This is a genomic window from Micromonospora sp. TSRI0369, from assembly GCF_001905625.1.
In the GTDB taxonomy this organism is placed as follows: domain Bacteria; phylum Actinomycetota; class Actinomycetes; order Mycobacteriales; family Micromonosporaceae; genus Micromonospora; species Micromonospora echinospora_A.
Genome location: NZ_LIVU01000002.1, coordinates 368,508 through 392,929, shown reverse-complemented (window position 1 = coordinate 392,929; position 24,422 = coordinate 368,508). Strand labels below are relative to the sequence as shown.

The 24,422-nt window shown below is 72.8% G+C and carries 18 protein-coding genes; 1 reads left to right on the top strand and 17 read right to left on the bottom strand.

The genetic code is table 11. From position 1 onward, the window contains the following. Window positions 1–5: 5 nt before the first annotated feature. The 15 genes from AMK25_RS07065 to AMK25_RS06990 form a co-directional block, all read right to left on the bottom strand. Window positions 6–1,733 carry an ABC transporter substrate-binding protein gene (locus AMK25_RS07065; protein WP_073827323.1) on the bottom strand — a complete coding sequence of 576 codons (1,728 nt, stop codon included), beginning with the start codon at window positions 1,731–1,733 and terminating at the stop codon, window positions 6–8. Then, window positions 1,730–3,442 carry an ABC transporter substrate-binding protein gene (locus AMK25_RS07060; protein WP_073827322.1) on the bottom strand — a complete coding sequence of 571 codons (1,713 nt, stop codon included), beginning with the start codon at window positions 3,440–3,442 and terminating at the stop codon, window positions 1,730–1,732. The genes AMK25_RS07065 and AMK25_RS07060 overlap by 4 nt, the downstream gene beginning before the upstream one ends. Further along, the gene (locus AMK25_RS07055) at window positions 3,439–4,671 is read right to left on the bottom strand and encodes a DUF885 domain-containing protein (protein WP_073827321.1); all 1,233 of its coding nucleotides are present in this window, start codon (window positions 4,669–4,671) and stop codon (window positions 3,439–3,441) included. Before AMK25_RS07055 ends, AMK25_RS07060 begins: the two co-directional genes overlap by 4 nt. Continuing rightward, a complete protein-coding gene (locus tag AMK25_RS07050; RefSeq protein WP_073827320.1) occupies window positions 4,668–6,362 on the bottom strand; it encodes an ABC transporter substrate-binding protein in 1,695 nt (564 codons plus the stop codon). The genes AMK25_RS07055 and AMK25_RS07050 overlap by 4 nt, the downstream gene beginning before the upstream one ends. Next, window positions 6,359–7,696, bottom strand: coding sequence for an aminotransferase class V-fold PLP-dependent enzyme (locus AMK25_RS07045; protein ID WP_073827319.1), 1,338 nt, complete (start codon window positions 7,694–7,696; stop codon window positions 6,359–6,361). The genes AMK25_RS07050 and AMK25_RS07045 overlap by 4 nt, the downstream gene beginning before the upstream one ends. Before the next feature lie 361 nt (window positions 7,697–8,057). Further along, the gene (locus AMK25_RS07035) at window positions 8,058–8,711 is read right to left on the bottom strand and encodes a hypothetical protein (RefSeq protein ID WP_073827317.1); all 654 of its coding nucleotides are present in this window, start codon (window positions 8,709–8,711) and stop codon (window positions 8,058–8,060) included. 63 nt (window positions 8,712–8,774) lie between these two features. Further along, the gene (locus AMK25_RS07030) at window positions 8,775–9,677 is read right to left on the bottom strand and encodes a homocysteine S-methyltransferase family protein (protein ID WP_073827316.1); all 903 of its coding nucleotides are present in this window, start codon (window positions 9,675–9,677) and stop codon (window positions 8,775–8,777) included. Window positions 9,678–9,715: 38 nt separating this feature from the next. Next, the gene (locus tag AMK25_RS07025) at window positions 9,716–10,855 is read right to left on the bottom strand and encodes a trans-sulfuration enzyme family protein (protein ID WP_073827315.1); all 1,140 of its coding nucleotides are present in this window, start codon (window positions 10,853–10,855) and stop codon (window positions 9,716–9,718) included. A gap of 22 nt (window positions 10,856–10,877) precedes the next feature. Further along, on the bottom strand, window positions 10,878–12,155 hold the full coding sequence (locus AMK25_RS07020; RefSeq protein ID WP_073827314.1) for an aminotransferase class V-fold PLP-dependent enzyme: 1,278 nt from the start codon (window positions 12,153–12,155) through the stop codon (window positions 10,878–10,880). A 248-nt stretch (window positions 12,156–12,403) separates the two neighbouring features. After that, a complete protein-coding gene (locus AMK25_RS07015; protein ID WP_073827313.1) occupies window positions 12,404–13,108 on the bottom strand; it encodes a winged helix-turn-helix transcriptional regulator in 705 nt (234 codons plus the stop codon). A 103-nt stretch (window positions 13,109–13,211) separates the two neighbouring features. Next, complete coding sequence (locus AMK25_RS07010) at window positions 13,212–14,498, bottom strand: ABC1 kinase family protein (protein WP_073827312.1); 1,287 nt, start codon at window positions 14,496–14,498, stop codon at window positions 13,212–13,214. A 5-nt stretch (window positions 14,499–14,503) separates the two neighbouring features. After that, complete coding sequence (locus tag AMK25_RS07005; protein WP_073827311.1) at window positions 14,504–15,145, bottom strand: hypothetical protein; 642 nt, start codon at window positions 15,143–15,145, stop codon at window positions 14,504–14,506. Next, window positions 15,145–16,041, bottom strand: coding sequence for a 50S ribosomal protein L11 methyltransferase (locus AMK25_RS07000; RefSeq protein ID WP_073827310.1), 897 nt, complete (start codon window positions 16,039–16,041; stop codon window positions 15,145–15,147). The genes AMK25_RS07005 and AMK25_RS07000 overlap by 1 nt, the downstream gene beginning before the upstream one ends. 128 nt (window positions 16,042–16,169) lie before the next feature. After that, a complete protein-coding gene (locus tag AMK25_RS06995; RefSeq protein ID WP_073827309.1) occupies window positions 16,170–17,369 on the bottom strand; it encodes a DUF6004 family protein in 1,200 nt (399 codons plus the stop codon). A gap of 205 nt (window positions 17,370–17,574) precedes the next feature. Then, window positions 17,575–19,479 carry a BTAD domain-containing putative transcriptional regulator gene (locus AMK25_RS06990; protein WP_073827308.1) on the bottom strand — a complete coding sequence of 635 codons (1,905 nt, stop codon included), beginning with the start codon at window positions 19,477–19,479 and terminating at the stop codon, window positions 17,575–17,577. A gap of 368 nt (window positions 19,480–19,847) precedes the next feature. Here AMK25_RS06990 and AMK25_RS06985 point away from each other — a divergent pair, with 368 nt between their 5' ends. Beyond that, window positions 19,848–22,331 (top strand): ATP-dependent Clp protease ATP-binding subunit, encoded by a 2,484-nt coding sequence (locus AMK25_RS06985; RefSeq protein WP_073827307.1) that lies wholly within the window; start codon window positions 19,848–19,850, stop codon window positions 22,329–22,331. On the opposite strand, the gene add is transcribed toward AMK25_RS06985, so the two are convergent. Then, complete coding sequence (gene add, locus AMK25_RS06980) at window positions 22,322–23,311, bottom strand: adenosine deaminase (protein ID WP_073827306.1); 990 nt, start codon at window positions 23,309–23,311, stop codon at window positions 22,322–22,324. The genes AMK25_RS06985 and add overlap by 10 nt on opposite strands. Next, on the bottom strand, window positions 23,311–24,111 hold the full coding sequence (locus AMK25_RS06975) for a helix-turn-helix domain-containing protein (protein WP_241826297.1): 801 nt from the start codon (window positions 24,109–24,111) through the stop codon (window positions 23,311–23,313). The genes add and AMK25_RS06975 overlap by 1 nt, the downstream gene beginning before the upstream one ends. Window positions 24,112–24,422: the final 311 nt, after the last annotated feature.

The following is a 24,422-nucleotide window of genomic DNA, read 5'->3' as shown; positions in this document are numbered from 1 at the left end:
GGGCGTCAGTCCTCCCCCAGCCACAGGTTGGTCAGGTCGCCGTTGAGCACCGGGTACGGCAGCCAGTTGCGCACCCGGTGACCGCGCAGCCAGTACTGGTGGGCGAAGAGGATCGGCACCACCGCGCAGTCACGCAGCACCTCCCGCTCGGCGGCCCGCCAGTGCTCGTTCGCGGTCGTCTCGTCGGCGCAGCTCAGCGCCGCGTCGATGTGCTCGTTGACGACCGGGTTGTGATAGTGGCCGAAGTTCGACCCCCAGTCGTCGTTGTCGGAGACGCCGGAGCTGTCGAAGAGCGCCTGGAGGTAGACGCGGGCGTTGTTACCGTGCCAGTCCGGCTCCCAGCCGGACAGCGCCACGTCCCAGCGGCCCTCGCGGGCCCCGTCGGCCCGGCCGAGGTACGTGCCGAACAGCTCGGTGATGCCGGCCGGGACGAGGTCGAGGGTGATGCCGGCCCGGGCGGCGGCGGCGCGGACCACCCGCGCGGTCTCCGGGTGGATGTCCCGGTCCCGGTAGACAAGCTTCAACGTGAGCCCGTCGGGGTAGCCGGCGTCGGCGAGCAGCCGCCGGGCCCGCTCCGGGTCGCCGGCGCCGTCGTTCGCGGCGTACGGGGCGAACGGCCGGTGCGCGCGGCACAGCGGCGGCAGGATCTGCTCGGCGATGTCGTTGAGGCGCGGCCCGCCCCAGACCTCGGCCACAGTGGTCTTGTCGATCGCGTACTGCAACGCCTCCCGGACCTCGCGGCGGGCCAGCGCGCCGCCCTCGTTGGGGCTGAGCACGTTGATCACCAGGTACGGGCTGAACAGGCCGGCCGGGCAGACCTCCAGCCGGGGATCCCCGGCGGCGAACATCTCCGGCAGCCGCTCGGTCAGCGGCTGGATGTCCCACATCATGTCGGCGTCGCCGGCGATCACCATGTCGTGGCAGGTCTTCTCGTCCAGCCCCTGCCGCACCTCGATCCGGTCCACGTGGGCGGCCCGGACCGGGTCGGTGGCCGGGTCCCAGGTGCGGCTGCGCTCCAGCGTGATGCGCCGGTCCGGCTCGTAGCCGGTGATCCGGTACGGCCCGATGGAGCCGATCCGCTGGTCCAGCTCGGGGCTGCCGGGCACGAACCACAGGTATTCCTCCGGCGCCGGGGAGGCGAACGGCAACGCCAGGATGTTGAGGAGGTCCGGGGTGGGGCGGCGGGTGGTCAGCTCCAGCGTCCGGTCGTCGAGCACCCGCAGCCCGGGCACCTCGGCGGCCTCCAGGTAGGGCGCCACCACGTTGAGGTCGCGGGGCAGCGTGAGCAGGTCGTCGCGGAACTCGGCGAGCCCTTCGACGGTGCTCAGGTAGTAGGGCAGGCCGGGGCTGGGCGCCATCGGGTGGGCCAGCCGCTTGATGCCGCGTACCACGTCCGCGGCGGTCAGCGGCCGGGACCCGTTCGGCAGGTCCCAGCGCAGCCCGTCGCGCAGCGTGAACCGGTAGCGGCGGCCCTCGTCGTCGTACGGACCGTCCGCCGCCACCGCCAGGTCCGGCACCAGGTCGCCAGCTCGCCGGTGGTCGCGCGTCGACGGGTAGGTGACCAGCTGCCGGGTGTACGCGCGGATGATCCCCCGGGTCACCGTGTGGTACGCCAGCGCCGGGTCGAGGTGGTCGACGTCGCCCGCGCCGACCAGGGTGAGCGTGCCGCCGCGACGCGGTCCGGCCCCGCCGGAGGTGTGCGCGGCGGCCGTCGGCGTGCCTGCTGCGGTCATGCGGACTCCTCCAGCCAGAGGTTGGACAGGTCGAACCAGCGGTCCACAGTGGGCATGGCGATCGCGTTGCGGACCCGCCGGCCCTTGCGGTGCGGGATGGTCGGGGCGTGCACGAGGATCGGCACGATCGCGGCGTCCCGCATGACGTGCAGGTCGACCTGGTGCCACAGCTCGGTGGCGCGGGCCCGGTCGGTGGCGCCGAGCGCCTCCTCGATCAGCCGGTCGACCTCCGGGTTGCTGTATCCGCCGTAGTTGCTGGTGCCGCGGGACGTGTTCGTCTGGAACATCGGCTGGACGTAGGTGCGCCCGTTCGGGCCGAACCAGTCGGGCGTCCAGGACGGCGCGGAGATGTCCCAGGCGCCGGCGCGGGCGTTGGCCGGGTCGCGCAGGAACTGGTAGTACTCGGCGTGGCCGAGCGCGACCAGGCGCACGCTGATGCCGCCCTTCTCCAGGTCGGTGGCGTAGGAGCGGGCCACCTCCGGGTTGGCGTCCACGTCCCGGTGCACGGCGGTGAGGGTGAGCCCGTCCGGGTAGCCCGCCTCGGCCAGCAGCGCCCGGCAGCGCTCCGGGTCGCCCCGGTCGCCGGGCGTGGGATACAGGTTGAAGTCGACGTGCCCGTCGTTGCCCGGTGGGATCGCGGTGTGCCCGGGCAGCATCACCGTGCCGGCCTCCAGGTCGTGGTAGATCTCGGCGATCGCGGCCTTGTTCATCGCGTACGCGATGGCCTGGCGCACCTTGAGCTTGCTCATCGCCCGGTCGGCGTTCGGGCTGAGCAGGTTGAACACCAGGTACGGGTTGAGCGCGTAGCCGAGGTCGTTGCCCGGGTCGGTGGGCGGCACGTCGTACGGCTCGGTGATCGGTGACGCCCAGGACAGGTCGGCGCGCCCGCTGTCGATCACCTCACCCACCTGCTGCGGGGTGGCGATCTCCATGGTCACCTCGACCCCGTCCAGGTACTGCTGGCGTACCGGGTCGGACGCCTTGCGCCACACCGGGTTGCGCGCCAGCCGCACCGACTCGCCGTGGACGTAGTGGGTGACCCGGTACGGCCCGTTGGAGCGCACCCGCCGCCGGAACTCCGCGCTGTCCGGCAGCACCTCGTCGTACTCGACCGGGGCGGCGGAGGCGAAGTGCAGCGCCAGGATGTGCAGGAAGTCCACCGCCGGGCGGATCAGGTCGAACACGATCGTCCGGTCGTCGACGGCCCGCACCCCGGCGATCTCGTGGCTGTTCTGGAACGCGGCCAGCTCGGCGGCGCTCGGCTCGGCCGAGGTGATCGCGGCGTCGTACGCGTCGCAGTACTCGGCCATCCCCCGGATGGTGCTGGTGAAGTAGCCGATCCCGCCGGCCCGCAGCACCGGGTTGGTCATCCGCTTGAAGCCGCGCACGAAGTCCCCGGCGGTCACCTCCCGGGGCGGGTCGGTGTCCCAGTACACGCCGGGGCGCAGCCGGATCGTGTAGCGGGTGTGGTCGGCGCTGATCCCGCCGTTGTCCACCGTCGGCACCGCCTCGGCCACGTCGGGCACGGGCGTGACGGCCGACGGGTCACGCAGGTCGGCGACCGGCCGGTAGGTGAAGAGCTGCCGGGCGAAGAGCCGGATGATCTGCCCGCCGAGCATGTAGTAGGCGCAGGCCGGATCGAGATGGTCCATGCTGCCGGGCCCGTAGAGCCGCAGGGTTCCCCCGTACCGGGGCTGGCCGCCGTTCATCGACACACACCTTTCGTCGTCTCTGCGGTCCGCGCCACGTCGGCCCGCAGCTGCGACGGCAGCAGCGGCTCCCGCAGCAGCGTGGTGAAGCGGTCGGCGAGGCTGGTGCCGGGCTCGCGGGCGGCCAGCCAGGAGTCGACCAGCCGGCCGCCCTCGGAGTAGGTGACCGAGTACGCGCGCCACAGCGGGTCGGCGAGGAACGTCACCATCTGCTCGGCGCGCTCCGGTGGCAGCAGCATCCACCGCCGCAGGTACGCCAGCGCCTGCGCCCGGTCGCCGCCCTCGTCGTGCAGCAGCAGGGCGGCGTCCACCCGGGCCGGCAGGAGGCGTACGACCAGGCCGCGCATCCGTTCCACCCGCTCGCCCTCGACATGGACGCCCTCCGCGGCGAGGATGCGCGCCGTCCACTCCCCCCAGCCGGGGCCGAGCACCGCGTCCACCGCCGCCTCGGCCAGGCCCTCGGTGACCAGGCACCGGGGCGTGTCGACCAGGGCGATGGTGTGCTCGTCCTGGCCACCGTCCCGGACCAGGCCGGCCTCCTTCAGGCAGTGCTCGGTGTGGTGGCCGGGGTACGACTCGTGCGCCACGATGATGGGCAGCGCGGCCACCGACCGTCCGCTGGCCGCGTTCAGCGCCACAGCGGAGCGGAAGCCGCCCAGGTAGCGGTTGTACGCGTTCCACGGCGCGTCCCGGACCACCGTGTACTCGACGCGTTCGGTCCCGGGCAGGCCGAACCGGTCCCGGGTCCGCTCGCGCAGCGCGTCGGAGACCGCCTGCACGCAGCGGTGCAGCCGCTCCGGCGGGACGGTGTTGCGCCGGTAGAACTCCTCCACCCGATCCACAAGCGGTCCCGGGCCGGGCAGCAGCGCGTCGATCTCGTCGTGCACCGCCGCGTACCGCTCGGGCGCGGTGCGGGTCACCTCGACGTCGAAGTAGGCGCGCACCTCGTCCTGGAAGGACATCGGCGTGCCGGCGACCCGGTCGGCGACCGCGCGCAGCGCGGTGAGCTGGGCGGTGAGGTGCCGCCGGCGGGCCGGTTCGAGGTCGCTGCCGGGGAGCGCGGCGAGCGTCCGGCCGGCCTGGCGGGACAGCTCCCGGGGGTCGGGCGGCGGTTCGGCGGCGACCTGGTCGCGCAGCGCCGGGTCACCGTAGTAGCAGTCGACGAGTCCGTCCACCAGCCGGCCCAGGCGCAGGCCGAGCAGCAGGTAGTCGCGTACCAGGGGGTTCACCCGGCCACCTCCGGGCGGGCGGCGGTCAGGTCCACCGCGTACCCCTGCGGGGGCAGCGGCACCAGCCCGTCGACCCGGTCCGGTTGCCTCGGCGCGGCCACCGGCGCCCGGTGCAGGATCGGCACCACAGCCACGTCGGCGACCGCACGCTCCGCCGCGGCCCGCCAGGCGGCGTCGGCCCGCCACGGCTCGGCCGCGTCGAGCGCCCGCTCGATCAGCGCGTCCACCTCGGGCGAGGCGTAGCCGCCGTGGTTGGCGCCGCCGGGCACCGGGTTCGCCTGCAGCATCGCCTGCGCGAAGACCCGCCCGTTGTGCTCCAGCCAGTCGGGCACACGCGCCGCCACGGCGAGCTGCCAGCCGCCGGCGGTGGCGGGCGCGCGCAGCGCCTCGGTGTACGCGGCGTCGGCGAGCCCGACCGCCCGGGTCGGCAGGCCGGCCCGGGTGAGGTCGCTCGCGCAGGCGTGCGCCACCTCGGGCCCCAGGCCGGAGTGCGGGTGGATCAGGACCAGCGGCGTGCCGTCGGCGTGGCCCGCCGAGGCGAGCAGGTCGCGGGCCCGCGCCGGATCACCGGTGGGGTACGGATCGGCCGTGTCGTGCCCGGCGTTGCCCGGCGGGATCAGCGAGCCCGCCACCCGCACCGGCACGCCGGGACGGTGACGCCGGTACAGGTCGGCCACCGCCGCCTTGTCCACGGCGAGCGCCGCGGCCTGCCGTACCCGAAGGTCGGCCCAGACCGGGTCGCGCAGGTTGAGCACGAGGTACGGGTCGAGAGCCCAGCCGGGCGCGCCGTCGCCGTCCACCGGCTCGGCGGCCGGCAACCCGCCGACGGCGGGCGCGATCGACACCTCGGCCAGGGCGTCGGCCGCGTCGGCGCGGCCGGCGCCGTCGCTCAGGCGCAGCTCCACCCGGTCGGCCTCGGCCCGCCGGTACGGGTCGGCGGCCGGCTCCCAGGCCGGGTTGCGGACCAGCTCGGCCCATTCGCCGGGCCGGTGCCGCCGCACCCGGTACGGCCCGTTGGCGCGCAGGTGGGCGGCGGCCTCGGGGCTGCCGGGGACGAACGCGTCGTGCTCGACGGGCACCGCCGAGGCCGCGGGCAGCGTGAGCATCTGCACGAAGTCCAGCGCCGGCCGGGCCAGCTCGATGACGAGCGTCTCGTCGTCGAGCGCGAAGACGCCGGAGATCTCGTGCGCGTTCTGGTACGCGGCGAGCGTCGCCGCGTCCCCGGCCCGGTGGGTGGCCTCCGCCGCCCACGCGGCGGCGAACTCGGCGAGGCCGCGCACCGTGCCGGCGAAGTACGCGAGCGACGGCGAGGGCCGGACCGGGTTGCACATCCGCTTGAAGCCACGGACCACGTCGTGCGCGGTGACCGGCCGCCGGTCGGGGGTGTCCCAGCGGACGCCGGGGCGCATGTGGAACACGTAGCTGCGGTGGCTGGCGCCGAGCCCGGCGTTCCAGGTGGAGGGGACCTCCAGGGCGAGGTCGGGCACCGGCGTGACGGCCTGCCAGTCACGGACGTCCCGGGCGGCCTGCCAGGTGACGAGCTGCCGGGTGTGCAGCCGGACGAACGGGGCCGCCGACGCCGGGGCGCAGCTGGGGTCGAGCGGCGCGGCGGCGGTGGGCGCGACCACCCGCAGCGCGCCGCCGCAGCGGTGCGGGACGGCGGTGTCCGGCCGGTACGGGGCGACGGTCATGACAGCTCCCGTACGAGGTCGGCGATGGCGTCGACGGCGAGGTCGACCTCCTCGGCGGTGTTGTAGAGGTGGGTGCAGATCCGGGCGGCGTAGTGCTGGTGCGGTGAGCCGGCCACGTCGAACTCGGTCCACCGGGTCCAGATCCGGTGCCGGCTCTCCAGCTCGTCGACGAGGCGGGCGAACTTGGTGATGTTCCAGCCGTCGGCCCGGTCGGGGAACGGGTTGAACGCCACCAGCGGCGCGGTCAGCCGGTCGTCGGTGAGCGGGGAGTACAGGGACTCGACGCCGAACCGCTCGACGATCCGGGCGCGGGTGTGCTCGCCGAGCGCCACCGCGTGCCGCTCGATGCGGTCCCGGCCGATCCGGTCCCACAGCTCGCACGCCTTCGCCAGCGCGGCGCCCCGGGCGATGCTGGCGCTGCCGGCGCTCTGCAGGTAGTCGCCCATGTTGTAGCTCTCCACCCGGGTGGTGGTGCGCGGCGGCGGGGCGCCCATCATCGGGTACCAGGTGGAGATGACCGGCCAGAACGTCGGCAGCGGCAGCGGGTTGTGCTCGGGGTGGACCTTGTTGCGGACGTACAGCAGCCCGGTGCCGAGCGGCCCGCACTGGAACTTGGAGCCGGAGCAGGTGACGAAGTCGGGTCCGAGCGCGCGCAGGTCGGTGTCGAACAGGCCGGGCAGCAGCGCGCCGTCGACCACTGTGGTCAGGCCGTGCCGCTGGGCCAGGTCGCAGAGCTGGCGCACAGGCATCCGGGTGCCGGTGAACAGCGTGACGGCGGCGAACGCCAGCACCTTCGTCCGCGGCGTGATCGCCCGGGCGAACATGTCGACGATCTCCTCGGCGGTGACGTCCGGCCCGACCGGCGGGGTCAGCACGGTGAGCGTGATCCGGTGCCGGTTGCGCAGCAGGTTGAAGTTGGACAGCACCGAGTAGCACTCGTGGCTGGTGGTGATGACCTCGTCGCCCTCGTGCAGGTCGAGCCCGTTGATGACCCGGGCCACCCCCTCGGTGGCGTTGTGGCAGATCACCATCTCGTCCTGGTCGACGCCGAACGCCCGGCCGATGGCGGCGCGGTGCTCGGGGTACATGCCGGGCGGGTAGACGTTGCGCAGCCCGCCGTTCCACTCCCGGGTCACCCGGTCGTTGACGTCCAGCACCTCGTACGGCATCACGCCGATGGTGCCGGTGTTGAGGTGGACCGCGTCGGGCTCCACTGCGAACAGCGACCGCAGCTCCGCGAAGGAGGCGGTGCGCAGCGGGTCGGCCGGTGCGGTCGGCCCGCCGGTACGGGAGGCCGTCGTGGTCGCGGGGTCGTCGGTCACGCTGACGCGCATGGCGTCCCTCCTGTCAGGAGCTGGCACCCGCCAGCGAACTTACCATATGATTCTCAAGTAAATACCCGTCCCGCTGCCCGCCCCGTCCGACCGCGCCGGGCGCTCCGGCGCGTCCCCACCGCAGAGCAGGGAGAAGCGATGATCGCGTGCCACACCGGCGGTTGGCCGGACACCGAAGCGCCACAGCGGACGGAACGGGCCACCGCATCCGGCTGCTCCTGCGGCTGCGCCGGCCACTGCCGGCCGCCGTCGGCCGACGCCCGCGGCGACCGCGACCGCAGGCAGGACCAGTTCGACGCGCGCGACCGGGTGCCCTGACGCCGGCGGGTGGGGGCGGCCGGGACCGCCCCCACCGGGCCGGTCAGCCGCCGAGCACGTCCGGCAGCCGGACCGCCTTGAACCGCCGGTCGGCGAAGTCGCAGTACCAGACCAGCTCGCCGTCCCAGGCCAGCCCGGTCGGATGCCCCGGCAGCCGCACCGTGGCGACCAGCCGGCCCGACTCCGCGTCCACCGCGTGCAGCAGGCCGTCCTCGAACTCGGCGTAGAGCACATGACCCTCGGCGTACGTGAGGCCCGAGGGCGACCCCACGACCGGGTGCTCCCGCTGCACCGTCATGGTCTCGAAGTCCCGCAGCTGGATCACCGCGGGCGCGCGCAGGCAGAGCCACACCCCTTCCGGCCCGGTCTCCATGCCGGTGACCCGGCCGTTGGAGGGCCGCACCGGCTTCGAGCCGACGGTCTGGCCGGTGGCCGGGTCGATCAGCAGGATCCGCTTCGGCCGGCCGCCGATCTGGCACAGTTTCCCGTCGGCGTACCCCAGGTCAGCCCGCACGTCCGGGTACGCGAACCACCGGCGTACCGCGCCGTCCGCCGGGTCGATCGCGAAGATCCGCGCGGCGTCCTGATCGGAGTGCCAGAGCCAGGTGCCGTCCCAGGTCAGGCCGCACATGTAACCGGCCGGGCCGGGCAGGCTGCGCACCACCTCGACCGGCGGTGCGATCGTCGAGCCGCTCACCGTCTCGTTCTCCCTTCGTTGGCTGACCCGGCCCGCGCCGGGCCGGCGGACCTGCGGGCGGCGTCAGTCGACGGCCGCCACCGGGGCGTTGCGCCGGGCCGCCAGCGCGGCGATGTGCTCCGGCGACGCGCCGCAGCACCCGCCGGCCACGGCGAGCCGGTACTCCACCGCCCACCGGGCGACCAGGTCGCCGAACTCCTCCGGGTCGAGCAGCGGTCGCGGCCCGGGCGCGCCGTCGCGGCGGTCCTCCAGATTCGGGTACGCGCCGAGCGGGCCGTCGTCGGCGTCGCGCAGCGCTCGCAGGCACCGCTCGGTCGCCTCCGGGGCGGTGCAGTTGACCAGCACCACCTCGGCCCCGGCGGCGCGCACCGCGCGGGCGGCGTCCACCAGCGAGTCGCCGGACAGCAGCCGGGCCTGGTCGTCGCAGACGAAGGCGGCCCAGGCCCGGGCACCCACCTCACGCACCTGCTCCACCGCGATCCGGGCCTCGCGGGCGGTGTTCATGGTCTCCACGAGCACCAGCTCCACACCGGCCCGGACCAGCTCCACCGCCAGCCAGCGGTGTTCCTCGCGCAGCTCGTCGTCGGCCGGCACCAGGTCCGGCCGGTAGCAGTCCTCGACCGGCGCGATCGAGGCGGCGATCCGGGTGCCGGGTGCGCCGGCCGCGTTGCGGGCGGCGAGCGCGACGCCGACGGCCGCGTGCACCATCCAGCCGAGCCCGGCGTCCTCCAGCCCGGCGCGGCGCAGCGCCCGCAGGTTGCAGCGCAGCGTGTTCGCGGTGAGCACCTGCGCCCCGGCGGTGAGGAACCGCTCGTGGACGTCGCGCAGCACGCGCCGCCGGCTGTCCGCCAGCAGCGCAGCGGTGCCCCACCACGGGGCCTGGTAGGGCAGCCCGGCGCGCTGCAACTCGGTGGCGAGTCCTCCGTCGAGCACCACCGGGGCGCCGCCGGTCGTGAATGCGGACATGTCTCCTCCTTCGCGGGGCGGTAATGCCGGTCAGCGGGTCAGGCGCCGTCGCGCAGCGCGGTGACCAGGTCCTCGACCAGGTCGGCCGGGTCTTCGATGCCGGGTGAGATCCGGATCAGCCGGTCGGTCAGCCCGAGACGCCGGCGCACCTCGGGCGGCACCGGGCGGTGGGTCATCAGCGCCGGGCACTCGATCAGGGAACGGACGCCGCCGAGGCTGACCGCGGCGGTGAACAGGCGTACCCGGTCGAGCAGCTTGGCCGGGTCGCCGCGGTACTCGAAGGCGGCGAGCGCGCCGGGCGCGGTCATCTGCCGGGCCGCCACCGCGTGCTGCGGATGCGCGGGCAGCCCCGGATAGCTGACCCGGTCGACGCTCGGCTCGGCCAGCAGCGCCGCCACCACCGCCCGGGTGTTCTCCACCTGCCGGGCGGTACGCAGCGACAGCGTCTTCAGGCCCCGGTGGGTGAGGTAGCAGTCGAAGCCGCCGGGGGCGTTGCCGGCCACCGTGCGGTACGCCAGGAACCGCTGGTGCAGCTCCTCGTCCTGGTAGACGAGCGCGCCGCCGAGCACGTCGAGGTGACCGGCGACGGACTTGGTGGTGCTGTAGAGCGTGATGTCCGCGCCGTGGGCGAGCGGTCGTTGCAGCACCGGCCCGGCCAGCGTGTTGTCCACCACGACCAGGGCGCCGTGCCGGTGCGCGAGGTCGGACACCGCGGCGATGTCGGCGACCTTGAGCAGCGGGTTGGTGGGTGTCTCCAGCCACACCATGGCCAGTTCCGGGCCGCACTCGGACAGCGCGCGGTCCCGCTCGGCCGGATCGGCGAGGTCCACCTGCCGTACCGTCACGCCGCGTTCGGCGGCGGCGGCGAGCAGCTGGTGGGTGCCGCCGTAGACGTCGTCGGAGGCGAGCACCAGCCGGCCGGGCGGCACCAGCGACAGCGCTGTGGTCGCGGCGGCCTGCCCGCTGGTGTAGACGGTCGCGTGCCGGGCGTCCTCCAGCGCGGCGAGGCACTCCTCCAGCGCCTCCCGGTTGGGCTGCTCGCCCCGGGCGTAGAAGTAGCGCGGCGGGTCCTGGGCGGTGCGGTCGTAGGTGGTGCTGAGGTGGATCGGCGGCACCACGGCGCCGGTGCCGGGCACGGGTTGCTGGCCGACGTGCACCAGCCGGGTGTCGAACCTCATGACGCTCCCTTCCGGGCGCTGCTCAGAGGAACCGGACGTCGGGGTGGTCGGTGGTCCAGGGCCCCGGTCGTACGCCGGCGAGCAGCTCGCCGACGAGGTCGATCTCGGCGGTGGTGTTGTAGACGCCGAAGGAGAGCCGGACGGTGCCGAGCAGCCCGAGCGCGTCGAGGAAGGTGCTGGCGCAGTGCACGCCGCAACGCACCGCCACGCCGTGCCGGTCCAGGTGCGCCCCGACGTCGTACGGGTGGATGCCCTCGACCACGAACGAGACGATGCCGCTCGGGTCGGCGGCCGGGTCGCCGACCACCCGCACCCCCTCGACTGCGGTGAGCACGTCCACGGCGTGCCGGACCAGCGCCCGGTCGTGCCGGCGGATCGCGTCCCAGCCGAGGTCGCGCAGGTAGTCCAGGGCGGCGGCCAGCCCGACCGCGCCGGCCACGTGCGGTGTGCCGGCCTCCCACCGGGCCGGCCCGTCCAGGTAGCGGACCGGCTGGTCGGCCGCGACGCCCTTCACGGTGCCGCCGCCCACCTGGTACGGCGGCAGCCCGGCGAGCAGGTCCCGGCGGCCGTGCAGCACGCCGACGCCCATCGGCCCGTACGCCTTGTGCCCGGAGAAGCAGTAGAAGTCGGCGTCGATCTCGCGCACGTCGACCGGACGGTGCGGTACGGCCTGGGCGCCGTCGACCACCACGAGCGCGCCGGCCCGGCGGGCGGCGGCGGTCATCTCCCGTACCGGGTTGACGGTGCCGAGCACGTTCGAGACGTGGCTGACCGCCACCAGCGCGGTGTCCGGGCCGAGCGCGGCGGCGAACCGGTCGGCGTCGACCCGCCCGTCGGGTCCGGCCGGCACCACTGTCAACGTGGCGCCCGTCCGGTCGCAGAGCCGGCGCCAGGGCAGCAGGTTGCTGTTGTGCTCCATGCCGGTCACCACGACCCGCCGGCCCGGCCCGGCCACCCGCTGTCCGGCGGTGTCCGCGACGAGGTTGACGGCGGCGGTGGTGCCGGCGGTGAAGAGCACCTCCTCCGGCTGCGCCGCGCCGATCGCCCGCGCGACGCTCTCGCGGGCCTGCTCGTACCGCTCGGTGGACTCCAGGCCGAGCCGGTGGTAGCCGCGCCCGACGTTGCTGTTCGCCCCGGTGTAGTAGTCGGTGATCGCGTCCAGGACGACGCGGGGCTTCTGCGTGGTGGCGGCGTTGTCCAGGTAGGCGACGAGGTCGCCGGAGCGGCGGAGCAGCAGGGGGAAGTCGTCCCGTACCGCCCTGGGCAGCGCCTCCGGATCGTGTCGCACCGTGTCCGTCATGCCGGCTCCTGTCGCTTGACGGCCGGTCGTCGGTGCCGGCGCACGCGCCGCGCGGGGTTCGCCCCGCGACGCGCACGGCGCCGTCTGGCGCTCGGGCGACGAAAGGGGCGGACCGGTCGTCCCCGTGGGACCACATGCTCGGGAGGGGCCGCACGGGCGCGGCGTGCCGGACGACGACGGGCCCCGACGAACGCCGAGGCTAGTTCAGAATAATATAGTGATCCGGTCCCGTCACCCCCTGGCGCGGGTCAGTGACCGGAGACCGCCTGGGCGGCGGGCGCCGCGCCGGCGTCCAGGCCGAGCAGCTCGCAGCAGCGCAGCACCGCGTCGATGTCGCCCTCCAGCTTGAGCTGGCCCCCGACCATCGCCATGAGCGGCGTGACCCGGCCGGCGCCGATGCGGACGAACGTGGCCGCGTCGGTGGTCGCCACCATCGCCGCGTTCTCGGACGGCCCCTTCGCCACGCGCGGCACACCGTCTGCGACGTCGATGCGGAAGACCTCGTCGTCGACCTGGAACTGGTAGCTCTCGTCGATCGGGGAGATCTTGTCCCACTGGAACATCGCCTCGACGGCGAGGAAACCCCAGTGCGGGCGGACCGTGTCCTCGGCCCTCAGGTCACCGACGAACTCCAGACCCCAGTGCGCGAGCCCGAGCACCATCGGCCGCAGCGCCTGCCCGGTCGGGGTCAGCTCGTAGGAGAGCCGGCCGCCGGTGCCGTGCACGTCGACCTGCCGCAGCACGCCCGAGTCGACGAGGAACTTGAGCCGGTCGGCGAGCAGGTTCGTGCCGATGCCGGGCAGGTCCGCGAGCAGCTCGCTGTAGCGCCGGGGGCCCATCAGCAGCTCACGGATGATCAGCAGCGTCCAGCGCTCACCCAGCACGTCGAGCGCGGACGCGAGCCCGCAGTACTGGTGGTAGGAGCGCTTGCCGGCGAGGCCAGTCTGTGCCATTCCGCTATCGTATATTTTAGTCGGCTGTTTGCGCAGGTAGGGCCGCCCGGTCGAAGCGACCGGCCAGGCCCGGTCGACCGTTCGGTCAGCGCACAGGTGGCGCTCAGGCGGCGGCCCGGCGGCCGAAGAGCCCGCGCATCAGCACCGGCTTGGCCAGCTCCTGGAAATCGAGGTCGGGGTCGAGCTCGCGTACCGTCCCCTCGATCACCAGCAGCGAGAGCAGCGGGAAGATGAGTTCCGGCGCGGCGTGCACGCCGTGGCGGCGTTGCAGGTCGAACATCTCCGCGGCGAACGCGATCAGGCTGAACTCGCGGGCCGGCAGCCCGTGGCTGCGCTCCACCAGGTCGGCCATCTTGACCAGGAACGTCTCCACGTCGGCGTCCGGCCGCAGCCCCGTGCCGCTGCGCACCACGATCTCGGCGCAGTACCGGCCGCGCCCGATCGACATGTTCATGAAGAACTCGGCGAAGAGCCGGCGCAGCTCCTCGGTGAGCTGCACGCTGAACCCGGCGTCGAGCACCACCACCTGGGCGCCCCGGGTGAAGTAGAGGTTGCCCGGGTGCATGTCGCAGTGGACGAATCCGTCCACGAAGAGCATGTGGTAGATCGCCGTCATCGCGGAGGCGGCGAACCGCTTGCGCACGGCCGCCGACATCGACCGCGCCACGTCCACGTCGAGGTCGGGCACGAACTCCATGACCAGGCAGCGCGGACGGCAGGCGTCGTCGCGTACGCCGGGCACCCGGACCCGGGGCACCACGGCGAGGTTCTCCTTGAGCCGGCGCAGGTTCTCCGCCTCCCGGGCGAAGTCGAGCTGGCCGAACACCGCGCCGCACATGTTCTCCACGACTTCCCGCACCGGGACGCCGCGCAGCATCGGCAGCCGGGCCATCACCCGGGCGCCGCGCCGCATCAGCGCGAGGTCGAGAGCCATCGTCGACTCGATGCCGGGACGGCGCAGCTTGAGCGCCACCTCGGCGCCGTCGGGCATCCGGCCGCGGTAGACGCAGGCCACGCTGCCGCTGGCCACCGGCGTCGGGTCGATCTCCGCGAACTCCGCGGGGGTCTCGCTGCCGTACGCCTCGGCGAGCGCCCGCCTGGTCTGCTGGGGTGTCATCGGGTCGACCCGGTCCTGGAGCACCGACAGCTCGTCGCAGAGCGCGGCCGGCAGCACGTCGCGCCGGGTGCCGAGCACCTGCCCGGCCTTGACGAACGTGGGGCCGAGCCGCATCAGCAGCGTGGTGAGGCGGCGGTACAGCAGCCGGCGGGCCGCCGCCCGGTCACCTCGGGCCGCCTTGACCAGCGCCGGCGGCAGCGCCGGCAGCAGGTGGGCGGCGCCGACCGCGCCGATGCGGGTGGAGCGGGCCAGCAGAGCGCGCGTGGTCACCATGGACGTCAACCCTTCGTGATGCCCGGCACCTCGATCGCCCGGAGTTGCAGGGTGGTGAAGTCGCAGTACCAGATGCGGCGGCCGTCCCAGGTGATGCCGGTCGGGTTGCCCGCGACCGAGTAGGCGGCCACCTCCCGGCGGGCCGCCACGTCGTACAGGTTGATGGTGGCCGCGTCGTGGTCGGAGTAGACGAGGTAGCTGTCGGAGACGGTCACGCCGGCGATCGGGTGCCGGACCGGGAACGTGTCGATCAGCCCGAAGCCGTCCGGGTCGCGCAGGTCGACCTGGCGCAGGTCCTCGTAGCCGAGCCAGAGCCCGTGCCGGGTCGCCTCCAGCCCGCACAGCACGTTGCCGGGGCGCGGGTTGCCGAACTCGCCGAGCAGCTCGCCGTCCTCGGGATCGACCAGCCGCAGCACGCGGTCGTCGCCGGCCACCTGCAGCAGCCGCCCGCCGATCGTGGTCAGGTCGGTGCGTACGCCGGGGCAGTCGAGCCGGCGGACCACCTTGCCGCTGATCGGGTCCAGCGAGGCGATCTGGCTGGAGACCGCCTCGGAGAACCAGAGGCACTCCGCGGCCCAGGTCAGGCCGCAGAGCTTGAGAGCGCCACGGACGGGAATGTCGCGGACGGTACCCACCGCGAAGGGCATCAGGACCTCCTCTGCCGGGACAGGCCGCACTCCAGCCGCCAGTCGGTCACGGCGCGGACGTCGCGCCGGGCCGGGCGGCGCAGGGCGACGGACAGCTCGTCACCCTCGGCCACGTCGGTGTGCCGCAGCGGCCACACCCAGACCGCCCAGTTGCATCCGGGGTACGACGGAAAGTTCGACAGCGTGACGTCGTCGGTGAAGTCGGCGGTGAAGAAGCCGAGCACGGCGTGCAGCCGGCCCGGCGTGGTGACCGGCAGCCGCTGCCGCAGCGTCTGCCGGGACGGTGACCGGCCGTCGAGCGTCTGGTCGAGCACCACTGTGGGCTCGGTCAGCAGCGTCGGCGGACGCTGGAAGAAGTGCAGCTGGGCCGCCGGGGCCACCAGCTCCTGCACCGGGTCGAGCCGGTAGCCGTAGAAGTCGGCGCCCCACAGCCCCCAGCCCTCGTCGGCGAACTCGGCCGCGGCCAGCCAGGTCCGCAGCCGCCGGGGCACCACCCGGCCACCGGGGCGCAGGTGGCGGCGGGCGATCACGTGCAGCACCTCGGCCATCTCCTCCTCCGGACCGAGGTTGCCCATCATCTCCGAGACCAGCACGTCCGCCTTGCGGGGCAGCCGGACCGTACGGGCGTCGCCGGTGACCAGGGTGAGCCGTCCCTTGAGGTCGTTGGCCTCGATGATGCGGGCCGCCGCCGCGGCGGTGGCCGGGTCGGCCTCGACCGCGTACACGTGCTCGGCGCCGTGCCGCAGCGCCAGCAGGGAGAGCGCGAGCAGCCCCGCGCCCACGTCCACCACCACGTCGCCGGGGGTGACGGCCTCCTCCAGCGCCCTGTCGTACGCCCGCAGCCGGGGCGCGTCGCCGAGCATCATCTGGTGCATGAGCAGCAGCCGCTGGTCCACGCGGTACCCCCTGAGCGCGCGTCCCTCCCGACCGCCGTAGCAGCCGGGAGGGACATCGTGACGGTACGTTGCTATTGGTTTTACTAGTAGAACCTCTGGCCGGCAGGCCCGTCAAGCGGACCCGTCGGTCAGGCGTTCACCGCGGCGTGCTCGCCGACCAGCGCGTCCCGCATCACCAGGTTGACGCCGGTGAGGCGGGCCTTCGGCTGCTCGTCCACGGTGACCAGGGCGGTGTCCGAGCCGTCCAGCTTGAGCTCGGTGCCCGTGGCCTCCATGCCGCGCATCTTGCCGTTGACGTGCACGGAGTTGGCGGCGTAGAGCGTCTCGTGCGGCGTGACCAGCTCGAACTCGGCGTCGATGTGCAGGTCGCCGGGGAACTTGAGCCGGCTGAGGCTGTCCTCGTTGCCCTCGCCCAGCGTGCCGCCGGAGACCCGCGGCCAGCTCGCCCGCAGCATGACCCGGCCACCCAGCTCCGGGCTGTGCCCGACGACCGCGACGCGGGCCAGCTGGGCGAGCACGCCCGGACCCTCGTCGTGCTTGTCCGGGCCGAAGAGCAGCACCTCGGCGCCGGCCGCCTTGCGGTAGTCCCCGGCCAGGTCGACACGCACCGTCTTGCCGTTGATCTCGACCTCGATCTGCCCCTCCAGCGAGGTCTGCATGATCATGGACGGGTCCACCAGCATGGACATGCACGGGCCGGCGCTGGGCGCGAAGAACAGGTTCGGCGTGATGCCGACCGGCTGGTTCTCGTCGTTGGCCGGGTACCACGCCTCCGGCAGCGTGGTGCCCTTGACGACGTTCGGCGCGGCCATCACGTCGAAGGGACCGTCACCGCGCGGCTTGCCCAGGTAGGGGCCGGTCAGCGGCTTCTTGAACGGCGGGACGCTGTCGACCACGCCGTAGATGTCGATGACGTTGCGGTGGGCGAGCCGCAGCGTGCTCGACTCCAGGATGCCGAAGCGGCGGATGTAGAACTCGGCCGGGAAGTTCTTGCCCGGCACGATCTGCCGCACGTGCCCGCTGTTGGGCAGGAACGGGTTGGACAGGACCTGGATGCGGTCGTCCAACTCGTAGCTGAACCCCTTGATGCCCACCTCGGGCGCGCTGATCAGCTCGGTGGCGAACTGCGCGTAGCCGTTCTCGTCGACCTTGTGCTCGAAGCCCGGCATGGGCCACTTGTTGAGCTGCACGAAGCCGGACAGGTTGATCGTCTCGCGGCGGCCCGAGTAGTAGTCCTCGCCGAAGACCACGGTGGCCGCGGCGAGGATGTGCGGGCGGATCGGCTTGGGTTCGAGGTTCAGGGACTCGTAGGTCTCTCTGGTGCTCAAGCCAGACACCTCCAATGTCTGTCGGCAGGGGTCAGCGGCGGTCTGAGGGCCGCTGGTGGACCGGACCCGACCGGTCCCGCCGAACTTCAAGCTATGTGTTTTTAAAGCGTGCTGTCAATGCCTGCGGCATCGTCAGGTGTCACGCCCTGCAGAACACGACGGCCCGCTCCCCCGTCGGGGAGCGGGCCGTCGTGGTGGCCACCGGTCAGTCCGGCACGGCCGCCACACCGGCCGGCAGCAACGGACGGGACAGCGACAGGGGCAGGTCGGGGGCGGGACTGGTGGCCGCCTCCGGGGCGCCCGTCTCCAACGCCAGCCGGCGCAGCAGGCGCAGCATCCGGTACCGCCCGCCGGTCGTCCCGACCGGCATCACCAGGGACTTGTCCACCAGGGCGGCGAGCACCACCCGCACGTCGGTGGGACCGGACGGATGGGGCCGCCAGAACCGCTGGGCGGCCGCCAGGTCGAACACCCCCGGCAGCAGCGCGACGCGCTGGAAGAGACAACGTTCGACGACGTCGAGGCGCTGGACGCTGCGGTCGAGCATCGCCCGCAGCGACGTGTGGCGCGGCTCCGGTCCGGCGACGGGCGGTCGCAGTCCCTCCAGCGGTCCCTCCAGCTTGCGCAGCACCCCGTCCAGACTGTCGGTGGACAGGCACGCCGCCGCCATCTCCAGGGCGAGCGGCAGGCCGTCGAGCCGGCGGCAGATCTCCACCGCGATCTCCGCGTCCCGCCGGTCGAGGCGGAACCCCGGGCGGGCCTGGGCCGCCCGTTCGGCGAGGAGGGCGACCGCCGGATTGGCCAGCACCGACGGCCATCCGCCCGGCTGCGGCACCGGGAGCGGATGCAGGCGCTGGACCCGCTCGTACGGCAACCCGAGCGGCTGGCGCGAGCCGGTCAGCACCACCACGTCCGGGCACGCCAGCAACAGCCGGTCGGCGACCACCGCGCACGCGTCGACCAGGTGCTCGGCGTTGTCCAGCACCACGAGCGTCGGCTGGTCGCGCAGCAGTTCGACCGGATCCTCGGCGCCGTTGCCTCCGAGCATCCGGGCCAGCCGGCGCTCCAACTGCCGCCGGTCGCTGAGGTCGAGCGTGTCAACGGTCAGGACCCCGCCGGTGAAGACGCGGGCGGCCTGGTGGGCGGCGCGCAGGGTCACCGCCGACTTGCCGCAGCCGGGCGCGCCGGTGACAGTCACCGCACGGTACTTCGCCAGCAGGGCCGCCAGCTCGGCGATGTCGCCGGCCCGCCAGTGCAGCGGCCCGGAGATGGGTCCGCAGCCGGGCCTGCGCCGCGCGGCGGGAACCGCCGGCGCCGGCCGGGGCACCGGTGGGCGGCCGGCCGGACGCACCAGCGCCCGGTGCACCGCCCGCAATTCCTCCCCCGGGTCAACGCCCAGCTCGGTCCGGAGCCGCTCGGTGATGTCGGCGTACCGGTGCAGGGCGACGGTCCGGTGCCCGCTGCTGCCCAGCACGGCCAGGTAGTCGGCCTGGATCGCCTCGTGCAGGGGTTCCAGCCGGGCCAGCCGGGTGGCGATGTCGAGCACCGCCGCGGCGCGTCCCAGCCGCAGCCCCAGACCGACGTAGCTGTGCGAGGTCGCCACCCAGGCCGCGCCCAGGGCCTCCACCTCGATGTTGTCGTGCAGCAGCGAGCGCAACTCACCGAGAGTCGAGCTGCGCCACAGGTCCAGCGCCTTCCCGAGCAGGTGGAACGCCTCCTCGCGGCAGCCCTCACCGATCCGCTTCTCGGCCTCGGCGGCGTACCGCCGGAACCGGGCGACGTCCGTCTCGACGGTCTCGGCGCGCAGCGAGTACCCGGAGACGGTCGAGGCGATGACCCGTACCCGGCGCCGTGGCGGATGCTCCGGTTCGAGGACCTGGCGCAGCCGGGCCACGTACGTGTGCACGAGCGACCGGGCGCTCGGCGGGACCACTCCGCCCCAGACCGCCTCCTCCACCTCGCCCACCGGGACGCTGTCGCCCAGGCGTAGCGCGAGAAGGGAGAGGATCGCCCGCTGCTTGGCCGGCCCGGGCTCCAGTCGATGCCCTTTTCGCCGCACGTGCAGCGGACCCAACAGGTCGACCCGGTAACAGGCGCGAGTCTCCGTCATCTATCCCCCCAGGCTCAGCGTGAGCCGAGACTGGCACATCCGGTTACCACGTTGCCACACTCAGCTATTACCCAGGAAACTCGGCAGGCCAGGTCACCGACCCGCCTGAGCAGCGTGATCACCGCCTGGGACGTGCGTAAAGACCGCCGGGCGAAGCACCGGCAGCCGAGAGTTCTTTTTCATATGGCGAAGCTATTGATGGAAGTTGCGGTTCGTGCCTGGCGGCGCGACCCAGCCCCGATGAAGACGCACCCTGAAAGGGATGCCGCCCGCCGGGCCACCCGCGCCACTCACCCACGATAGACAGAACGCTATATAAAATCTTAGTATTCGTGTGGCCGGATGACTCAGGTGAGGAGCACGAGGGCATGTTCGAGCGGTTCACCGACCGAGCGCGACGGGTTGTCGTCCTGGCCCAGGAAGAGGCCCGGATGCTCAACCACAACTACATCGGTACGGAGCACATCCTGTTGGGCCTGATCCATGAGGGTGAGGGTGTCGCGGCGAAGGCTCTGGAGAGTCTGGGCATCTCGCTGGAGGGTGTGCGTCAGCAGGTCGAGGAGATCATCGGTCAGGGTCAGCAGGCGCCGAGCGGGCACATCCCGTTCACGCCGCGGGCGAAGAAGGTGCTGGAGCTGTCGCTGCGTGAGGCGTTGCAGCTCGGGCACAACTACATCGGCACCGAGCACATCCTGCTCGGCCTGATCCGCGAGGGCGAGGGCGTCGCCGCGCAGGTCCTGGTGAAGCTGGGCGCGGACCTGAACCGGGTGCGTCAGCAGGTCATCCAGCTGCTGTCGGGCTATCAGGGCAAGGAGCCGGCCGCCGCGGGTGCCGCGCCGGGTGAGGCCGCGCCGTCGACCAGCCTGGTGCTGGACCAGTTCGGCCGGAACCTGACCCAGGCTGCTCGGGAGGGCAAGCTCGACCCGGTGATCGGGCGCGAGAAGGAGATCGAGCGGGTCATGCAGGTGCTGTCCCGCCGCACCAAGAACAACCCGGTGCTGATCGGCGAGCCCGGCGTCGGCAAGACCGCCGTGGTGGAGGGCCTGTCCCAGAAGATCATCAAGGGTGAGGTGCCGGAGACGCTGAAGGACAAGCAGCTCTACACCCTCGACCTCGGCGCCCTGGTCGCTGGTTCGCGCTACCGCGGTGATTTCGAGGAGCGTCTGAAGAAGGTGCTCAAGGAGATCCGCACCCGGGGCGACATCATCTTGTTCATCGACGAGATCCACACCCTCGTCGGTGCGGGCGCGGCCGAGGGCGCGATCGACGCGGCGAGCATTTTGAAGCCGATGCTGGCCCGTGGTGAGCTGCAGACCATCGGCGCCACCACGCTGGATGAGTACCGTAAGCATTTGGAGAAGGACGCCGCGTTGGAGCGTCGTTTCCAGCCGATCCAGGTGGGTGAGCCGTCGCTGGCCCACACCATCGAGATCCTCAAGGGCCTGCGGGACCGCTACGAGGCCCACCACCGCGTCTCCATCACCGACGCCGCCCTGGTCGCCGCCGCGACGCTGGCCGATCGGTACATCTCGGATCGGTTCCTGCCGGACAAGGCGATCGACCTGATCGACGAGGCCGGTGCCCGGATGCGGATCCGCCGGATGACCGCGCCGCCGGACCTGCGGGACTTCGACGAGCGCATCGCCCAGGTGCGCCGCGACAAGGAGTCCGCGATCGACGCGCAGGACTTCGAGCGCGCCGCGCAGCTGCGGGACACCGAGAAGCAGCTGCTGGGTCAGAAGGCGCAGCGGGAGAAGGAGTGGAAGGCCGGCGACCTCGACGTCGTCAGCGAGGTTGACGACGAGCAGATCGCCGAGGTCCTCGGCAACTGGACCGGCATTCCGGTGTACAAGCTGACCGAGGAGGAAACCTCGCGGCTGCTGCGCATGGAAGACGAGCTGCACAAGCGCGTCATCGGTCAGGAAGACGCGGTCAAGGCGGTCTCGAAGGCGATCCGCCGTACCCGGGCGGGGTTGAAGGACCCGAAGCGGCCGTCCGGGTCGTTCATCTTCGCCGGCCCGTCCGGTGTGGGTAAGACCGAGCTGTCCAAGGCCCTCGCCGAGTTCCTCTTCGGCTCCGAGGACGCCCTGATCCAGCTGGACATGTCGGAGTTCCACGACCGGTACACCGTGTCCCGCCTCGTCGGCGCCCCTCCCGGGTATGTGGGGTATGACGAGGGTGGGCAGCTGACCGAGAAGGTGCGCCGCCGGCCGTTCTCGGTGGTGCTGTTCGACGAGATCGAGAAGGCCCACCCGGACGTGTTCAACACGCTCCTGCAGATCCTGGAAGACGGCCGTCTCACCGACGGTCAGGGCCGGATCGTGGACTTCAAGAACACGGTCATCATCCTGACCACCAACCTCGGCACCCGCGACGTCGCCAAGGCGGTGTCGCTGGGCTTCCAGGCGTCGGAGGACTCCGAGTCGAACTACGACCGGATGAAGCAGAAGGTCAACGACGAACTCAAGCAGCACTTCCGGCCCGAGTTCCTCAACCGCATCGACGACACCATCGTCTTCCACCAGCTACGCCAGAACGAGATCCTCTCGATCGTCGACATCATGATCGCCCGCATCGAAACCCAGCTCCGCAACAAGGACATGGGTCTGGAGCTGACCGACAACGCCAAGAAGTACCTCGCCGTCAAGGGCTTCGACCCCGTCCTCGGCGCCCGGCCACTGCGCCGCACCATCCAACGCGACATCGAAGACAACCTGTCCGAACGGATCCTGTTCAACGAACTGACCCCCGGCCAGATCGTCGTCGTGGACTGCGAAGGCGACCCCGACAACACCGACACGTCCACACTCGTCTTCCGGGCCGGCAAGCCGGTGCCGACGAGTCAGCCGTAGGCCCGCCGGCCCACCGCCACCAGATGATCACGCGTCGCGTCGTCGCAGAGCGCCCCGGCCACCCCGGCGGCGTACGCCCGCTCGGGCCCGAGCCCGAGACGCGCCGCCAGCTCGTGCTCACGGCCCAGGTCGGTACCGAACATCGCCGGGTCGTCGGTGCCGACCGAGCAGCGCAGACCGGCCGCGACGAGGCGGGGCAACGGATGCGCGGCCTCGGACTCCACCACCCGGGTCCGCAGGTTCGACGTGGGGCACACGTCCAGCACCACCCCCCGGTCCCGCAGCTCGGCGAGCAGGCCGTCGTCCTCGGCGGCCCGGATGCCGTGCCGGATCCGGGCCGGAGCCAGCTCCAGCAGCTCGCGTACCGAATCCGGACCGCCCGCCTCACCGCCGTGCGGAACGAAGGCCAGACCGCCGTCGCGGGCGATCGCCACCGCCCGGGCGAACGCCTTCGCCGGCGCGGCCAGCTCCGGCCCGCCCAGACCGAACCCGACCACGCCCCGGTCCCGGTACCGCACGGCCTGGCGGGCGCACTCCTCGGCGTCGGCCGGCGCCAGCTCGCGGTCCACGTCGGGCGTCAACAGCACCCGTACGCCGTGCCGCTCGTACGCCTCGGCCGCGCCGTCGGCGTACCCCTCGAAGATGTCCGTCCAGCCGACGCCCCGGCGCACCCGCTCCGCCGGCGAGAAGATGCCCTCCAGGTAGACAGCACCGTGCGCGGCCGCCTCGGCGGCGTACGCGACCACGATGCGCCGGAAGTCGTCGGCCGTACGCAGGCAGTTGGTGGTGAGCACCCAGGTCCGAACGAAGTGGGCGAAGTCGGTGAACTCGTAGAGCGGACGCAGACCCTCGACCGTCTCCGCGGGCAGCCGCTCCCCGTTGCGCCGGGCGATGACCAGCAGCGTTTCCGGCCGTACCGTCCCCTCGAAGTGGACGTGCAGTTCGATCTTCGGGGACGGCCCGGCCCACGGCACGGGCATCAGGCGGTTCGGAGCGCGCGCCGCTCAGCCGTCACCGGCGCCCGCCCCCGCCAGCCGGCCTGCGACACGCCCAGCAGCCAGCGCAGCGGCGTGGCCGAGAGCAACGGCGGATCGGTGACCCGCACCTGCCGCACCGGCACCGTGAGCGTGGGCCGCGCGGTGCGCCGGGCGTCGCCCGCCTCGGCCGGTATCCGCAGGTCCGCGTCGCCGATCAGGAAGCTGTCCGGCGCGCCGTCGACGAGCGCCGAGGTGGCGTCCCGGTCCGGCCGCAGCAGCAGGACGCGGGCGCGGTGCTCGCCCGGCGGTACGGTGGCGGGCAGCGCGGCCGGCAGTGGGCGCGGCGCGGCCGTCCACCACTCGTTGCGCCCTCCGTCGTGCGGTGCCACCGCGGCGAGCAGCAGTCCCGGCAGGTCCACTGTGTCAAGGTGCATCAGCGCCCGGGGCCCCTGGCCGGCGACGATCGCGCGGCCCCGGATCACCGGCAGCAACGCCGCCACCGACACGCCCGCCAACTGCCGGGCGAGCTGGCGGAACCGCTCCGGCGGCAGGCTCACCCAACGCCGGAACTGGGTGGTGAACGTGCCGACGCTGGAGTACCCGACCTGGGCGCTGATCGCCGTGACGGTGAGCGAGGAACGCAGCAGCAGCCGGCGCGCCTCGGCCATCCGCAGGGCCGCCAGAAAACGTGCCGGTGTCATCGAGGTGGCCTGCTTGAACACGCGATGAAAATAGAAGGGGCTGAACGGGGCGAGGCGTGCCAGCGTTTCCAGCGGCAACGGCCTGCCGAGTTCTCTTTTCATGTGCTCAATCACCCGGATAATGGCGGCCAGCCGGCCGTCATGTTCCTTGCAGTCGGCACCTGAAAACTGCCCCATGGCCCCTCCATCGCTACGCGGAAACCGTGACCAATAGTGCGGTGCGGCTCTTGAACGAGTCTTGATTGGCCGCGCTTCGGCAGCTCCGAAGCCCTCGTACGCTGTTGATACGTCCTGGCCGGGCCGGGTGCGCAACCGGCTTCCCGGCCTGCGCGCACCCGGCCTCGCCCGCCCCGCCGGACCGGCGCCGCCGGCCGCCGGAGGCAACACAGCAACCTGCGAGAAGACAGCCCCCG